17 protein-coding genes are annotated in these 16,658 nt (G+C 39.4%); 11 read left to right on the plus strand and 6 right to left on the minus strand.

Features of this window, described 5'->3' with window-relative positions:
- Positions 1-28: 28 nt before the first annotated feature.
- From ACYVM0_RS09450 to ACYVM0_RS09465, 4 genes are all read right to left on the minus strand, one after another.
- Positions 29-1,810, minus strand: coding sequence for a tetratricopeptide repeat protein (locus ACYVM0_RS09450; RefSeq protein WP_460555930.1), 1,782 nt, complete (start codon positions 1,808-1,810; stop codon positions 29-31).
- Positions 1,811-1,884: 74 nt separating this feature from the next.
- Entirely contained in the window at positions 1,885-2,832 is a 948-nt protein-coding gene (locus ACYVM0_RS09455) for a PstS family phosphate ABC transporter substrate-binding protein (RefSeq protein WP_460555933.1), read from the minus strand.
- Positions 2,829-3,089 carry a hypothetical protein gene (locus tag ACYVM0_RS09460; RefSeq protein ID WP_460555936.1) on the minus strand — a complete coding sequence of 87 codons (261 nt, stop codon included), beginning with the start codon at positions 3,087-3,089 and terminating at the stop codon, positions 2,829-2,831. Before ACYVM0_RS09460 ends, ACYVM0_RS09455 begins: the two co-directional genes overlap by 4 nt.
- A gap of 93 nt (positions 3,090-3,182) precedes the next feature.
- Positions 3,183-4,007 (minus strand): energy transducer TonB, encoded by an 825-nt coding sequence (locus ACYVM0_RS09465; protein ID WP_460555939.1) that lies wholly within the window; start codon positions 4,005-4,007, stop codon positions 3,183-3,185.
- Positions 4,008-4,313: 306 nt separating this feature from the next.
- Here ACYVM0_RS09465 and ACYVM0_RS09470 point away from each other — a divergent pair, with 306 nt between their 5' ends.
- The 5 genes from ACYVM0_RS09470 (at position 4,314) to ACYVM0_RS09490 (ending at position 9,964) form a co-directional block, all read left to right on the plus strand.
- Positions 4,314-4,769 (plus strand): low molecular weight protein-tyrosine-phosphatase, encoded by a 456-nt coding sequence (locus tag ACYVM0_RS09470; RefSeq protein ID WP_460555942.1) that lies wholly within the window; start codon positions 4,314-4,316, stop codon positions 4,767-4,769.
- 176 nt (positions 4,770-4,945) lie between these two features.
- Positions 4,946-6,319, plus strand: a complete 1,374-nt coding sequence (gene hisS / locus ACYVM0_RS09475; RefSeq protein ID WP_460555945.1) for a histidine--tRNA ligase — start codon at positions 4,946-4,948, stop codon at positions 6,317-6,319.
- A 44-nt stretch (positions 6,320-6,363) separates the two neighbouring features.
- The gene (locus tag ACYVM0_RS09480; protein ID WP_460555948.1) at positions 6,364-8,028 is read left to right on the plus strand and encodes a DUF4836 family protein; all 1,665 of its coding nucleotides are present in this window, start codon (positions 6,364-6,366) and stop codon (positions 8,026-8,028) included.
- Positions 8,029-8,096: 68 nt separating this feature from the next.
- Entirely contained in the window at positions 8,097-8,738 is a 642-nt protein-coding gene (locus tag ACYVM0_RS09485; protein ID WP_460555951.1) for a P-loop NTPase family protein, read from the plus strand.
- Positions 8,739-8,779: 41 nt separating this feature from the next.
- Positions 8,780-9,964: an FtsX-like permease family protein gene (locus ACYVM0_RS09490; RefSeq protein WP_460555954.1), complete on the plus strand. Its 1,185-nt coding sequence runs from the start codon at positions 8,780-8,782 to the stop codon at positions 9,962-9,964.
- Here ACYVM0_RS09490 and ACYVM0_RS09495 read toward each other — a convergent pair.
- Positions 9,959-11,152, minus strand: a complete 1,194-nt coding sequence (locus tag ACYVM0_RS09495) for a thiolase family protein (protein WP_460555957.1) — start codon at positions 11,150-11,152, stop codon at positions 9,959-9,961. The genes ACYVM0_RS09490 and ACYVM0_RS09495 overlap by 6 nt on opposite strands.
- A gap of 197 nt (positions 11,153-11,349) precedes the next feature.
- On the opposite strand from ACYVM0_RS09495, the gene rlmN reads away from it, so the two are divergent.
- The 5 genes from rlmN to ACYVM0_RS09520 all read left to right on the plus strand — a co-directional run bounded on the left by rlmN (position 11,350) and on the right by ACYVM0_RS09520 (position 15,352).
- A complete protein-coding gene (gene rlmN, locus ACYVM0_RS09500; protein WP_460555960.1) occupies positions 11,350-12,390 on the plus strand; it encodes a 23S rRNA (adenine(2503)-C(2))-methyltransferase RlmN in 1,041 nt (346 codons plus the stop codon).
- An 87-nt stretch (positions 12,391-12,477) separates the two neighbouring features.
- Positions 12,478-12,717 carry a hypothetical protein gene (locus tag ACYVM0_RS09505; RefSeq protein ID WP_460555963.1) on the plus strand — a complete coding sequence of 80 codons (240 nt, stop codon included), beginning with the start codon at positions 12,478-12,480 and terminating at the stop codon, positions 12,715-12,717.
- Positions 12,718-12,725: 8 nt separating this feature from the next.
- On the plus strand, positions 12,726-13,403 hold the full coding sequence (locus ACYVM0_RS09510; protein WP_460555966.1) for a hypothetical protein: 678 nt from the start codon (positions 12,726-12,728) through the stop codon (positions 13,401-13,403).
- A gap of 101 nt (positions 13,404-13,504) precedes the next feature.
- The gene (locus ACYVM0_RS09515) at positions 13,505-14,581 is read left to right on the plus strand and encodes a pseudouridine synthase (RefSeq protein WP_460555969.1); all 1,077 of its coding nucleotides are present in this window, start codon (positions 13,505-13,507) and stop codon (positions 14,579-14,581) included.
- Positions 14,582-14,587: 6 nt separating this feature from the next.
- Positions 14,588-15,352, plus strand: a complete 765-nt coding sequence (locus ACYVM0_RS09520; protein ID WP_460555972.1) for an RluA family pseudouridine synthase — start codon at positions 14,588-14,590, stop codon at positions 15,350-15,352.
- Between the two features lie 118 nt (positions 15,353-15,470).
- Here the strand turns inward: ACYVM0_RS09520 and ACYVM0_RS09525 are convergent, their stop codons facing one another.
- The gene (locus tag ACYVM0_RS09525; protein ID WP_460555975.1) at positions 15,471-16,109 is read right to left on the minus strand and encodes a peroxiredoxin; all 639 of its coding nucleotides are present in this window, start codon (positions 16,107-16,109) and stop codon (positions 15,471-15,473) included.
- Between the two features lie 94 nt (positions 16,110-16,203).
- Here ACYVM0_RS09525 and ACYVM0_RS09530 point away from each other — a divergent pair, with 94 nt between their 5' ends.
- Complete coding sequence (locus ACYVM0_RS09530) at positions 16,204-16,620, plus strand: RrF2 family transcriptional regulator (RefSeq protein ID WP_460555978.1); 417 nt, start codon at positions 16,204-16,206, stop codon at positions 16,618-16,620.
- Positions 16,621-16,658: the final 38 nt, after the last annotated feature.

The following is a 16,658-nucleotide window of genomic DNA, read 5'->3' on the forward strand; positions in this document are numbered from 1 at the left end:
CGGGGTTATATCTTTTAATTTTTAGATTTTACTTTTTTTTTGCAGGAGCCGCTTTAGTCGAGTTTGCTTTGGGAACTGTAGTCCCCGTTGCAGGTTTTGTGGTGGCAGGCTTTGCCGGTGGTACCGGAGGCGTTGGCGGAGTATTTGTTTTAGGCTTTGCAGGCGCAGCATTCATATTCAGTTTAGGAATAGATACTTTGTAGTTTTTTACATCAACGTCAGTAGAGTCGAGTAAAAATGCCCTGTCAGTATAATCCAAAGCTCCTGGTTTATCCTTTTTAATATTAGCATCATAAATAATCATATACTTATAAGCTGTCATCAATTGGGTCTTTATTTTTGATTTATCGGTCATTGGCTCGCCCAATTGTATTACTTTTTCAAAAGCGGGGTTGGCCATGGCTAACGTCATTGTAGTATCAATAACCCAAGAAGCCTTACCCACCCAGTAAAAACCTAGTACGTCATCAGGGAATTTTTGAGTGTAGATATTGAATACATCAATACTTGCCTGTGGGTTGCCGCTACGGTAGTAACTATAGCCGGCATTAAATACATCAGTTTTAGTAGGCACTTTCTTCAGGTCAACTATCCGCTTATACCAATTGGCAGCTTCGCCGTAATTTTTCTGAGCTTCGTACTTAACGGCAACTGATTTTAACAAGGTTACTTTACCAGCTTCTGTGCTATCGGCTTCTACCGCTTTATTAATGTAGGTTCCGGCTAAAGCTTCATTACCCGGGAACTTCAACAAAATCTTTGAATAAGTTTCATAATCTGTTGGCCCGATTTTTTCAGGTTTCTGAAATTGGAAGAATTTTTCAAAAGCAGATTTTGCTCCTGTTGAATCATTCATTTTATCTTTTGCATAGCCAATCAAACCATACAATCTAGGGTCAGCATTTGTTCCAGCTGAAGCAATACAACTTTCTGCCTGTGTAACTGTTTCGGCAAATAAGCCCTGCGCATACTTAATGGTAGTTCTGAAGTAACAAGCCTGTGGCTCATCTTCTCCCATTAATACAAGGTATTTTTCCAGGTATTCACCTGCTTTTACAACATTGGTTTTATAATACACGTCATACAAAGTATAGTATACAGGAGTATAATTTGCATCTAAAGCTATAGCATCATTAAAATACTGCATATAAATATCCTGCTGCGTAATACCCTGGGTAAGATAAATTTTACCAATACGGTATTTAGCTCTTGCATATTTGGGATCTAATGTTAATGCATTCTGATATGCAGTTAATGCGCCGCCCCCATCTGCCAGTTTACGATAGGCATCACCTAACAGGCAATAGGTTTCAGGATCTTTAAATCCTTTTAATGTGGTAGCCAGTTTCAACTTTTCAACTGCATAGGCACCATCGCCGTTTTTAATATTAAAATCTCCATTGGCCAAACCTATAGCATTCAATACAGGTATACTTTTGCCCTGGCTTAATGAAATGGCTGTTTCAAAGCGGTTACGGGCATCCTGTGTTTTGCCTTCCAGCAATTCAATATGCCCCATGCCAGCAGTAAGCAATGCGCTGTTGCTGTTAGCTTCCAGCGTTTTGCGGTACAATTCTTTTGCACCAGCAATATCTTTATTGTCGTCAGGTGCTATCATGGTTTGCCCTAACCAATACACTGCATCAACATTATTAGGATTTGCAGCTACAAGTTTTTCAAATACACCTTTAGCACTTTTGTATTTTTCGTAGTAGAAAAATTTTTTGCCCTCTTCAATGCTTTGTGCGTTAACAAAGTTTACAACAAGCATTGTAGTCAGAAAAAATAAGGCTGCTTTAATTTTGTTCATTTTAATTTGCTGTTTTATACTTTACAATGTTATTAATTTTACAGATACCGTATTCAAAAATCGTAATAAACTTTTTATAATTTTTCATTGATCTTTACATCTCTTATGGCAAAACTCATTTTATGCCCCAGGTATGCCCTTCTGAAAATCAGTTGCCCCCGTTCATTTTTTAAGAAACTTACAAACCCTGTTCCAAGCCCTGCATTTCTTTCTTTAACTATGTAATACAAACCACGTACCAAAGGATACCTCCTGGTTAAGATGCCTAATTGTGTGGGCTTTACATAAGGTGAATCAGGGCAACGATCGCATTTTATGTAAGCCATTTTTATTTTCTTTAACATATTCACCTGTGCGCTGTCTTCAGGATTGCCGATCCAGCTGATGCCAACAAAGCCAATAGCGTTCTCATCTGTGGCCACATAATCCAGTACTTCTTTGCTGCTTTTTACGGCTTTTACAATAGTACTGTCAAACCTGGCGCCGTTTAAAATACTATCGACGGCAAATCTTACTATACTGGTTGCATTTAACCCGTCAAAAACAAAAGTTTGTTTTTTGCCCAATGTGCCGGATAGTTGTTGCCTTAGCCTCTCCCTGGTAAACAGTGTATCATTACTTTTACCATTTACCACTACAACAATCGCATCCGAAGCAAGATCATTCCAGGCAGGCACATAGCCCAGATTATTTTTAAAATAATCTTCTTCTTTTGCATTTAGCCCGTGAGTAGCAATGATCATCCGGGTGGCAGAATCTTTCAACAGGTCTTTAAAGCAATCGGCTTCTGTTTTATAATGTGCAATAATTTTTGCTCCCGGAAAAGAGGATTCAAAAACTTTTATCTGTTCTTCTATTATAGGTTTGTAAGATTCATCCACACTGATATTAATAACCCCTTCGGTAGGAGAATCGGTTTCTGTTCCTTTATAATTATTGTTACAGGCTGATAGCAATACACAACAAACAACAGTGATATAGCCGGCATATTTTTTTACTGCACAAACAAGCTCTTTAGTCATCTGTCCTTAAAATAGTTTTTACTATAGCCCCTGAATAACCTGAACAAGCCATATACCCAGCATATTACGGCAAACATTTTCATAGTGCTTGGATCGTATTTACTTAAAAAGCCGATGGTATATTTAGTAGGAAACATAAAGAAAAAACCCACTGCGATAAAAAACACACCCATGGTGTAATTGGTGATACTTCGCATGCGGATAATATTTTTATCCCTTTCTGATAACTGTTCTCTTTCAAATTCATCCAGTGCCATAAAATAGTTTTTATTAAAATAACTGTAAGGCTTTACCAGTCTTACAGTCTTAAATAAACCGGGCTGCCAAATTACTGAATTTATGTCGTAAAATCAGTTGGCAGCTACAAACTTTACAGGAATGGTGTAATAAACTGCCACATTTTGTCCGTTTGATTTTCCTGGTATCCAGGCAGGCATTTTCTTCAACACACGTACCACTTCCTTATTAAATTCGTCGCCCCCATCTTCAACGGTAACAAAACTTTGCAGCTTACCATCGTACCCTACCACAAATCTCACTTTTACATTCACCAGCTCTCCTTCTTCCATATCCCTGGGGTTGGTAAGGTTTCTCTGTAAAAATTTTCTTAATGCATCCATACCACCGGGATAGGAAGGCATCACTTCTGCATAATCCAATACGGTATTAGTATTGGTGGAAGGTTTTGCGACTACTGGTGCATCTCCTCCACCACCTCCTGGTTCATCCCCCGGCGGTGTTCCAATGACCGGCAGGTCACCGGGCTTGCCTGTGCCTGTAACACTGGCAATAGCTACAGAGTCAGAAAGTTTTGCCAAAGGTTTTACCGAATCTGTTTTAGTGGTAATTACAGGTATAGTCCATATTTGAGTAGGCGGTGCTTTTTGTTTGGGTTGCGGGGCTGTTTTGGGCTTTTCCGGTTCCTTTACTTTGTCTTTTGCAGGAGGTATCACATATCCCATTGTTGGAATATAGCCCTGGTTGTCTTCAACAGTTTTCTTTTTAGGGATAAAAGTAAATGCTGATAATATTATCACTACCGCTATCATCAGCCCCAAAGATTTTATCAGCCGGTTATCGTAAAATTTACGCAGGTCGTAAGCACCATATGCTTTATTGCGGTTTTCAAAAAGAATGTCCAGTACTTCGCTTTTCAAAATCAGATCTGTTTTCATTGCTGTAGTTTTACTCCGGGAGTATTGCCGGATGATGAATGAATATTTTGAAACAAGCGCTTGTTTGATAATGAGATGAAGTTGTGGTAATATTCCATAAAGGGGATACACGCAGGGGGAATGGCTACAAGGGATAAGTATGCGGTTTTAAATCTTCTGCTTCTCCCTTGCACCTATTCCCCCTTGTGCCTGAAGCTTGTAGCTTATAGCTTTCGGCTTATTGCTTGCAGCTATCTCAACCAAATGCTGGTTTTACAACTGCCCATTGTAGCTTGAATCTTGAAGCTTGCCGCTTATCTTTGCGCCATGAAGATTTTGATGGTATGCCTCGGCAATATTTGCAGGAGCCCATTGGCCGAAGGGATTTTACAGGATAAAGTGATGAAAGCCGGATTGAACTGGGTAGTGGAAAGCGCCGGCACCAATGGTTATCATACAGGCGAAGCACCACATCATTTAAGCATTAAAGTGGCATGGCAAAATGGAATCGATATCAGTAAACAAAGAAGCAGGAAATTTGTGGCCGAAGATTTTGACCGCTATGATAGAATTTATGCGATGGCTGAAGATGTACTGGATGACATGAAGCGAATTGCAAAGAACAAATTTGATTTAAAAAAAACTGACCTGTTGCTGAATGAATTATTTCCCGGTAAAAACCTGGAAGTGCCCGATCCTTGGTACGGACCTGAGAAGGGATATCATGAAGTTTTTGAGCTGATTGATAAAGCGTGTGAGCAAGTGGTGAGGCGTGAATGGTGAATCGTGAGTGGTGAGTGACAGCAGTTGTTAAAATAAAAACCCATTTTCAATTTATAACTGAACAATAAATAATAAAAACAAAATACAGTGCAGTGAATTGCAGAATTTTAAAATGTGCAGCGAACAGCCGCCTATAAAATTCACCATTCACTTTTCACTATTGACGATTCACCACCATGAACAACAAACCATCGATTCCCCAGGGCACCCGTGATTTTCCGGCAGAAGTGATCCGTAAAAGAAATCATATTCTCTCTACTATTAAAACTGTTTTTGAATTGTATGGATTTCAGCCATTGGAAACACCAGCAATGGAAAATTTAGAAACCTTAATGGGCAAGTACGGAGAAGAAGGCGATAAATTAATTTTCAAAATTCTAAACAATGGGCTTAACCGTGTAGAAAAAATAGAAAAAACCAAAGCAGGATTTGAAAAAATTCTGGAAGGCAAAAACAGTACCGATATCACTGAAAAGGCATTAAAATACGACCTTACCATTCCTTTTGCCAGGTATGTAGCAATGAATAACACCAGGCTTACATTTCCTTTCAGGCGTTACCAGATTCAACCCGTATGGAGAGGAGACAAGCCGCAAAAGGGCCGCTATCGTGAGTTTACCCAATGCGATGCAGATGTGGTAGGCAGCTATTCTTTAATGAACGATGCAGAGTTTGCATTAATCTATGATGAGGTATTTACCCGCCTTGGATTAACCGGTTATGAATTAAGGATCAACAGCCGTAAGATTTTATCCGCTTTAGCTAAAGCATGTAATGCTACTGATAAATTAGTTGCTATAACTACTGCTATAGATAAATTAGATAAGATAAGCATCGATAAAGTAAAAATTGAACTGGCTGAAAAGGGTTTGACAGAAAGCCAGGTGGCGGTAATAGAAAGCTATGTAGGCATCAGCGGCAGCAATGACGAAAAAATCGGGCAGCTGATCAACCTGATCGGCACGGTTGATGAAACCGCCAAAGGGCTTGAAGAAATAAAAAAGATATTACAACATACTGCCGGCAAAAATATTGTTGTTGATTTTACGTTAGCACGGGGATTAAATTATTACACCGGTATTATTTACGAAGCCAAAGCACCGGCAACCGTTCAAATGGGCAGTATTGGCGGTGGCGGCAGGTATGATGACCTTACAGGCTTATTCGGCGTGCCGGGTATCCCTGGTGTGGGCATTAGTTTTGGTGTAGACAGGATTTATGATGTGCTGGAAGAATTGCAATTATTTCCGGAGAACTTACAGATAAGTACAAAAGCTTTGTTTTTTAACATGGGCGAAAAGGAAAGTGCATTTGCCTTTACTATTATGCAGCAATTACGCAAAGCCGGTGTTGCCTGCGAACTGTACCACCGTGAAGAATCGAAAATTGCCAAACAATTCAGTTATGCCGAAAAAAAGAATATACCTTTCGCAGTAATTATTGGCAGTAAAGAAATTGAACAAAACCATTGCCAGGTAAAAAACCTGTCAACAAGTGAGCAACATCAGGTAGCGTTTGAAAAACTGGCCATTTTTTTTAACAGTAATTAAAGGTTACTAAAATAATTTTATCGTATCAATCAAAAATCAATTTTATGCAAACACGTTTTCGTATCCATTTACTGGTTGCTGTATCAATCCTGCTTTTAGCATCCTGCAAAAAAAACAATAAGGAAGGCAGGTATGTGCCGAAAGATGCCGCCATTGCTGTACATATCAACGGGGCTTCCTTGTCTACCAAATTACCATGGGATGAAGTAAAACAAAATCCCTTGTTCCAGGAAATGTATGCAGATAGCACTGTTCCGCCATTTGTAAAAAATGCGTTGAATAATCCCGATAACAGTGGTATTGATGTAAAAACCGACCTGTCATTTTTTGCACAAAAAGATTCAGCAGGCGGCATTATCGGGTTTACAGGAACAGTTAAAGATGCAGAAAAATTCAGGTTGTTCTTTTTGGATGCCAGCGAAGGCGGAAGTGAAAATGAAAAAGATGGCATTAAATTCATCAGTAAATCACCCATGTGTGTGGGCTGGAATAAAGAAAGATTTTTATTGATAGTAAATGCGCCGCAACTGGACATGCATGCTTACATGGATAAGCAGACGAGGGACCTGTTTAACACCTGTAAAGAGCTTTTTGATATCAAAGAAAGTAATTCACTTGGCGAAAACGAGAAGTTCACAAAAATGGTTAAAAAAACAGGTGATATTCATTTCTGGATGAACAGCGAGGAATTGTATAAGAGCGGTATGAATAATCCGGCATTAGCAATGTTGAAACTGGATAATTTATACAAAGGAAGTATTACGGCGGCGGCTATTAATTTTGAAAACGGAAAGATTTTAATGGATGCTAAAAGTTATGCCGGTAAAGAATTAACTGAGTTGTATAAAAAATATGGCGGTAAAAATATTGATGAGGACATGATAAAGCATTTGCCTGTTAAAGATGTTGCTGCCGTATTTGCCATGAGTTTTAAACCAGAGGGCATAAAAGAATTCTTGAAATTACTGGGTGTGGAAGGCTATGCTAATATGGGACTTGCATTTGCAGGTTTTGGCCTGGATGATTTTATTAAAGCAAATAAAGGAGATATTGTATTTGCATTGACAGACCTGAAACAAAAAGCCAATACCGACACGGCCAACAGTATGGGTACAAACAATGATGGTATTGTAGAACCTGATGTTATTTTCGCTGCTTCAATTGGTGATAAGGATGCGTTTAATCTTTTAATTAAAGCAGGAGAAAAACTGGGAGGTAATTTACCTGCCAGTATACCCGTTAGTTATAAAAGTGACGGCAAATATTTTGCTATTGGTAATGTAAAAGAAAATACAGACAATTATATTGCCGGAAAAGCGAATAATAATTTTGATTTTTTAAGTAAGATCAGTGGTAACCCCGTTGGCGGCTATGTAAACTTCCAGTTTATTTTAAAAGCAATAGAAAGTAATTTAACCAAAGACAGCAGCGCAAAAATTGTGTATGATGCGTCTGTTAAAATGTGGGACAATTTGTACATGAAAGGGGGCCAATTCGAAGATGGAGGAATTACGCAATCGCTTGAAGTAAATTTAATGGATAAAAACACCAACAGCTTAAAACAATTGAATCAATATGTAGGATTGTTAGGTAAGCTGAAAATGGAACGGGATAAAAAACGTCAGATGAACGATGTTACAATTGAAGAAATAAAGCCGGATTCTATAAGCGTTGCTGTTCCACCGCCACCAGTTAAAAAGCATAAATAATTACAGGTAACAATTTTAAAAACCTATAAGCAGTAATACCTTATAGGTTTTTATTTTATCTTCGGCCCATGCAAATACAACTGCAAAATTTAGTTCCCACTTTTATTGAAGAAGAAAAGATTTCCAACTCACAGCTATGGAACAGCAATGTTGTTTTTAATACCGGCGAAAAGATACAGATCGTTGCGCCGAGTGGCAGCGGTAAGACGTCACTCATTCATTTTTTATACGGCTTAAGAAAGGATTACAACGGCATTATTTTGTATGACGGCAATTCCATCAAAAATTTTGATGCGGAAAAATTTGCCATGTACAGGCAGCAAAGTATCAGCATTGTCTTCCAGGATTTGCGTTTATTTCCTGAACAGACCGTGTTGCAAAATTTAGATATTAAAAGACAGCTAAATCCTTACCATACTGAAAGTAAAATTACAGCAATGGCAAAACGGCTGGGCATAGAAAATAAGTTAAATAAACTTTGTACAACGTGTAGCTATGGCGAGCAGCAACGCATTGCCATCATCCGTTCTCTACAACAACCCTTTCATTTTTTATTGTTAGATGAACCCTTCAGCCACCTGGATGAGAACAATAGAAAAAAAGCCATGGAATTAATGGAAGAAGAAGCAGAATTAAGAAAGGCGTCCATAATACTGGCAGATCTAAAAGCCATAGAATATTTTAAAGCAGACAGAACATTGCATTTATAACCAAATGAACAAGTTAAACAATTAACTAATCAACCTACTCAATGCTTTCTTTTAAAAACATAGCGCCTTTTTTAAATACCGGTGAAAATAAAGCCAGCCGCTGGTTAAGCTATATCGGATTGGGTATTGGTGTGTTATTATTATTATGTTCGGTGCAGATGTATATCAACATTAATGAGCTTTTAAAAAATAAAAGTCCTAAAAAAAACGGGTTTGATTTTATAGCCATTACCAAAAATATCACCGATGAGAATATGGTAAGCGATCATAGTTTTTCTGCCGCCGATTTAGCAGAATTAAAACAACAGAAGTTCCTTGATGATGTATCGCCATTGATCGGCAACAAATTTGTAATAGACGCTAATGGCGGCAGTATGCTTCCCTTCAGCACCGATTTTTTTGCAGAAGCCATTGACAATAGTTTTTTAGATACATTGCCGTCTTCTTTTAAATGGGCTCCCGGAGACCAGGTGATACCAATTATTGTATCATCAGATTATTTTGAAATTTACAATACGCTTTTTGCCCCCAGCAGGGACCTGCCGCAGTTTTCTGAAAAAACAATTGCGTCTGTTTTTATTCAGTTAGATTGTTCCGGCAATGGTGCCAGGGATTCTTACAAAGGAAATATTGTGGCACTCAGCGACAGGATCAATACAGTACTGCTACCCAAAAGTTTTTTAGAATGGGCAAATAAAAAATATGCAGGTATCGATAATTTCAACCCGTCCAGAATTTATATAAAAACAAAAGATGCTAACAATCCTGAGCTGCTGAATTTCTTACAACAAAAAAACTACCACGTTAATAAAGACAAAACAAAATTCGGCAGGATAAAACAAGTATTGCAGGCAATAGTAAGCGGATTAGCGGGCTTTGGTGTACTGGTTATTTTATTGGCAATGGTGTTATTCTCCTTCTATTTACAATTGATGATTGCCAGAAGCAAAGAAAACCTGCAATTACTTTTAACATTGGGGTATTCGCCGCAGTGGCTGAGTAAAACCGTAGCTAAAAAATGGATACCGGTGTACGTTGCCGTAGTTATTGCTGCTGTATCTGCAACCGCCTTATTACATTGGAGCTTTCAGCGTTTTTTTATGAAAGGTAAAGAAGAGCTTTCACCCTTTATACATTGGAGTGTAATTGCCATTGCACTGGTATTACTGGTATTATCAGTAGTGGTAAATTTCCGCCTGGTAAAAAAATTACTGTACAAATTATAAACCCTCGTAAATAACAGCAGCGCCCTGGCCTACACCAATACACATGGTAGCCAATCCATATTTTGCTTTGCGGCGTTTTAATTCATACAACAATGTGGTAGAAATTCTTACACCGCTGCACCCTAAAGGATGCCCCAATGCTATGGCCCCTCCATTTACATTTACTTTTTCCAGGTCTAAACCCAGGTCGTAAATACAGGCAATAGATTGTGATGCAAACGCTTCATTCAATTCCACCAGGTCAAGATCGGCAACGGTAAGCCCTGCTCTTTCCAAAGCTTTCTTGGTTGCGGGCACGGGCCCAACACCCATTACCGAAGGGTCAACTCCGGCAACAGCCATGCTTACAATTTTTGCGATAGGCTGCAGCCCATATCTTTTTACAGCCGCTTCACTGGCCAGTAACATAGCAGCAGCGCCGTCATTAATGCCGGAAGAATTACCTGCTGTAACGGTACCATCTTTTGCAAATGCAGGCTTTAATTGCCCCAGTTTTTCTAAACTGGATAAACGGGGATGTTCATCTTTATCAAAATCAAAAACATCTTTACCCACCTGTACCTGTAAAGGAATAATTTCATCCCTCCATTTATTGGCTGCCAATGCACGGGCATATTTCTGCTGGCTTTCCATGGCAAATTCATCCTGTGCATTGCGGCTGATATTCCATTGGCGGGCAACATTCTCTGCCGTTTCTCCCATGGTATAAGGGTAATATAATTCCGATAATTTTTTATTTACAAATCGCCAGCCCAGTGTAGTATCAAAAACCTGGTTTTCCCTGGAGAAAGCTGTTGTAGCCTTGGGCATTACAAAGGGTGCCCTGCTCATACTTTCAACGCCGCAGGCAATAATCAGATCACCATCGCCGCAGGCAATTGCCCTTGCCCCATCCATTATGGCCTGCAGCCCGCTGGCACATAAACGGTTTACTGTATTACCGCTAACGGTTACGGGTAACCCGGCAAGCAATGCTGCCATACGGGCCACATTACGATTGTCTTCGCCGCTTTGGTTAGCCGCCCCTGCAATCACATCTTCAATGGCATTTACATCAATGGCATCGTTTCTTTTTATCAAAGTTTTAATAACGTAGGCCAGCAGGTCATCCGGCCTTATATTACTTAAAGCGCCACCATATTTTCCAATCGGCGTTCTTATAGCATCAACAACATATACATTTTGCATAATTATTTTTTTGGAGCCCGGTTAAGAAGCTATGTTCATCTTAATTGGCAGAGTTTACTCCGAAAGCATTCGGGGCACTCTTGTACTTTATCTCTTTACTGAGCTTTTATTGAAGCGTAAATTAAACTACAAATAACGGAAATAGCGTCAAATTGACGAAATCCCGATAATAATTAATCTCTGTTTATCTTTGCAGCATGTCAGCAGTAACAAATATCAGAACACTCAGCCTTCCCGAATTAAAAGAATACTTTGAATCTATAGGGGATAAAAAATTCCGTGCCATACAAACCTATGAGTGGATATGGAAGAAAAGCGCCACCAGTTTTGATGATATGAGCAACCTAAGCAAGGAGTTACGTATCAAATTAGCTGAACATTTTACATTGCCGGCAATTACCACCGATGCCACACAGATCAGCGGCGACGGCACTTTAAAATCACGTTTTAAGACATTTGACGGGCATTTTATTGAAGGGGTGCTTATTCCCACGGAAAAGAGAAATACGGCCTGTGTATCGTCCCAGATCGGCTGCAGCCTTACCTGCTCCTTTTGCGCCACCGGTAAAATGGAGCGCAAACGAAATTTGAATTTTGATGAGATCTACGACCAGGTGGCCCAACTGAACCAGCAAAGTGAAAAAGTGTACAACAAAAAACTGAGCAATATAGTTTTTATGGGCATGGGTGAGCCTTTACTGAATTATGCCAATGTATTACAGGCAATAGATAAAATCACCAGCAACGAAGGATTAGGTATGAGCCCGAAACGTATTACCGTATCTACTGCAGGCGTTGCCAAAATGATAAAAAAACTGGGCGATGATAAAGTGAAGTTTAACCTGGCATTGTCGCTGCATGCTGCATCTGATAAAAAGCGTGATACGATCATGCCCATTAATGAAAGCAATAATATTGAAGCGCTGGTTGAAGCACTGAATTATTTTTACGAGCATACCAAAAACGATATCACTTTAGAATATATTTTGCTGAAAGATGTGAATGATTCTATTGAAGATGCTGAAGACCTGGTAAAGATCTATCGCAAAATACCTACGCATTTAGTGAATGTAATTGAGTATAATCCCATTGAAGGCGCGGCCTTCATCAAACCGGATGAAGATACCACCCAACTTTTTACCGATCATCTTGTAAAGCACCGGGTGAATGTACGGGTGCGCCGCAGCAGGGGAAAAGATATTGATGCTGCCTGCGGACAATTAGCGAATAAGGGGTAACATGGTCAGACGGGGCGTCAGACCATGTTGTTATCCCATTAAACTTTCTCCCGCATTTTAAGTCATTGGTAAATACAAAATTTTACCATGAAGAAAATCATCATCGCCGCCATCTTTTTTATCCTGTTGTCTGTGGCGGCCCAGGCACAAAGAGGCAGCGGCGCTGTAAGGCATGCTCATAAAAAAGAAAGACGTTTCAAAAAGCGGGCAATAAAAACCGACCGCATCCGCAACCACCGCATTAACATGAATTTAAGACGGCAACATCGCCATCAGCATACAAGGTCATTAAACCTTGCTCCCAATACAACGTCTGATAACAAATAAAAATTACCATGAAAAAAATATTAGCAGCCATACTGGCACTCACCATTATTTCAGTTGCAGCCAGTGCCCAAACAACTCCGGCAACAGTTAAACCCGGCAACAGACCGGAAGTAAGAAAACAGCCCGGTAAACATCATCGCCACCATAAGATCAGGAGAATGCACCGCCATCACCGCATGGCGCAGCAACTAAATTTTTCTGACGCACAAAAACAACAGGCTACCGTGTACAGGGAAGATTTTAAAAAGAAAATGAAAGCATTGAACAGTAATGAGAACATTACTGTAAAAGAACAGCGTGACCAAAGGACAGCATTGAAGAAAGAACAAAAAGCAAAAATGCAAAGCCTGCTTACCCCGGAACAGAAGAATAAAATGGCGCAGTTAAAAACAGCGCAGAAGGCAAAAGCAGCAGCGCATTACACTGCACACCTGGATAAGATGAAAACAAAATTAAACCTTACTGATAAGCAGGTGACTTCAATGAAAACGCAGCACGAAGAGATGATGGCAAAAGCAAAAGCTATTAAAGAAAATGAGCGCATGGACAGAACCGCAAAAAAAGAAAAGCTGATGGCCTTAAAAACTGAAATGAAGGCGGCACGCCAAAAAATATTTACCCCTGACCAGTTACAGAAAATGGAGGACATGAAAAAAGCAAGAACGGAGAAGAAGGCAGTGAAATAAAAACATTTTACCCCTATGTAATACAGCGAATCCCCGGATTCGCTTTTTTTTGTTACCTTTGCACCTCACTCCTGTTGTAAAACAGTAAATCACTTCATAGTATGAGCCAGTCTCCGTTTCAGAAATTTACCGTAAAGAAAAAGAACAGCGTTATTAAAGAAGAAATACGCCAGGAAAAGAAAACCTATCGTAAAGAGCGCAATGCTTTTTTTGAAAAGAAAAAAGAAGAAGAATACCAGGCCAGGATGGCAAAGAAGAATGGTATGGCGCCAAAGGCTGCTGATAATTCAAAAGGGAAATTGGCAACAGGCGGTAAGCAAGAGGCAAAACCTGTAGCCGATAACAACAGCACCCGTACTACTCCAAAATTTAAACCTACAGGCGGCGCTGCAAAAACGCCCCATTCCAAATCGGAAAAAGCAGTTGCAGCAAATGACAATGCACCAACCGGTGTAATGCCGCTGAATAAATTTATGGCGCATTGCGGCGTATGCTCCCGCAGGGATGCCGTGGCCTTAATCATCGCCGGTAAAGTAAAAATAAATGGCACTGTTGCAACAGAGCCGGGTTATAAAGTAAAAGAAACGGATGAAGTGGTTTTTAATACCAAAAAATTATTTGTTACCAAGAACCTGGTGTACATTTTATTGAATAAGCCAAAAGATTATATTACCACTACTGATGATCCGCAGGGAAGAAAAACAGTATTGCAGCTGATACAAAAAGCCACTACAGAAAGAGTATACCCCATTGGCCGTTTAGACAGAAATACTTCAGGTGTTTTATTGCTGACCAATGATGGTGACCTGACGCAAAAATTATCGCATCCCAGCTACGAAATAAAAAAGATCTACGAAGTAAAATTAGACAAGCCTTTAGCAAAAACTGATTTTGATAAGATCGTGAAAGGATTAAAATTGGAAGACGGTGAAATTAATGTAGACAGCCTGGCTTATGCTGATAGCAAAGACAAATCCATCATCGGTATAGAAATACATAGTGGCCGCAACCGTATTGTGCGCCGCATATTTGAGCATTTGGGTTATGATGTAAAGGGCCTTGACCGTGTGATGTACGCAAATCTTACCAAAAAAAATGTAGAAAGAAGCAAGTGGCGTTACCTGAGTGATAAAGAAATCCGCCTGTTGAAATACATGAATGCTTCAAAAAAGAAATAAGTTTTAATGTTACCAGAATTCGAATTCTCCGGCAATAAAAGAAGTGCTCCGCCTTTTAAACTTTCAGAAGCTATTGTTTTTGAAAATGAAAATTTTGTTGCCATCAACAAACCTGCCGGCCTTTTATCTATCCCCGACAGAACACAGAGTGAAGTATCATTAAAAGATATGCTGATCACTAAATATGGCAGCATTTTTACTGTACATCGTATAGATAGAGATACCAGCGGGCTTATAGTATTTGCAAAGAATGAAGCTGCTCATAAATTTTTATCGCTTGCATTTGAAGAAAGAAGAGTGGAGAAATATTACCAGGGCATTGTGCATGGTTCACCTGCCGTAAAATCAGGCACTATTGATGCGCCTATCAGCGAACATACCATTCACAAAGGTTTAATGGTAGTGCACCGCAATGGCAAGCCTTCGGTTACAGATTATGAAGTAATTGAAGAGCATAAATCATTTTCATTATTACAATTTCAATTGCATACAGGGCGTACACACCAGATACGGGTACATTGCAAAAACATGGGCCACCCGTTAGCCTGCGATGACCTGTATGGAGATGGTAAGCCCGTGTTATTATCTTCGCTCAAAAAGAAATTTAAACTGAGCAAACACGATGAAGAAGAAAAGCCGATGCTCAATCGCCTGGCACTACATTCTTATTGCTTAAAATTTACTGATGCCGAAGGCAATGATTTTAATTTAACCGCAGCACTCCCGAAAGATATGAGGGCATTATTGCAGCAACTAAAAAAACTCTCTTAAAAAATAAACCACGGATTACACGATTTAACACAGATAAAATAATCCGTGAAAATCTGTGTAATCCGTGGCAAAAAAAAGCCGCTCAAAGAGCGGCTTAAACTAAAAATACAAGAACTGATTAATCAAGATTTGGCTGTGGTGTATAACGCAAATAAGGTTTTACAATTTCCACACCTTTAGGGAATTTTTTTATAGCATCTTCTGTACTTACTGCAGGTACTACAATTACTTTTTCGCCGGCTGCCCAGTTAGCGGGTGTAGCCACACTGTAGTTAGCGGTAAGTTGTAAAGAATCAATTACCCTTAATACTTCCACAAAATTTCTTCCGGTAGATGCAGGGTAAGTGATGATTAATTTCACCGCTTTATCCGGCCCGATAATTACTAAAGAACGCACCGTTGCCGTTGCGGAAGCATTAGGATGAATAAAATCATATAATTCAGAAACCTTCCTGTCGTCATCCGCAATAATAGGAAAGTCAACAGAGCAGTTTTGTGTTTCGTTAATATCGCCGATCCAGCCTAAATGTTTATCAACAGGGTCAACACTTAATGCCAGTACTTTTACATTGCGTTTGGCAAACTCATCTTTTAAAGCGGCAGTACGGCCCAGTTCGGTGGTACATACAGGTGTATAATCCGCAGGATGAGAAAACAGGATACCCCATGAATTACCTAAATATTCATAAAAGTCAATTTCGCCCAAAGATGTTTTTGCCTGGAAGTTGGGAGCTATGTCCCCTAGTCTTAAACTCATAATAATGTTATTTAAGTCACAAATATAATTACTCTACTGATTAAATAGACTATTATTTAAAAATATTTTTTAACTTTGTGTTATATTTGATGCTATGCTCTCTAAAAAAACACAATACGGACTTAAAGCCCTGGGTTACCTGGCGTCTAAATACGGTCAGGGGCCGGTATTAATTTCTGAAATTGCCAGGAAGAAAAAGATCCCCATCAAGTTTTTGGAAAGTATTCTTTTGCAGTTGAAAAACAAAGGCGTTTTAGATAGTAAGAAAGGTAAAGGCGGCGGTTATTTTTTAGCTAATTCACCTAAAAAAACCACGTTGGCTTCTGCCATCCGTATAGTGGATGGACCTATTGCCATGATACCCTGCGTAAGCCTGAATTTTTATGAAAAATGTAAAGATTGCGATGAAGCCACCTGCGGTTTAAATAAAGCCATGGCTTATACAAGAGATGCTACACTGAAAATTTTAGAAAAGAAAACATTGCATGATCTGATTGATACACCGGAATAAGGGTCATGAATCGTGAGTGGTGAATCGTGAATTTAACC

Source organism: Ferruginibacter profundus, from assembly GCF_054783275.1.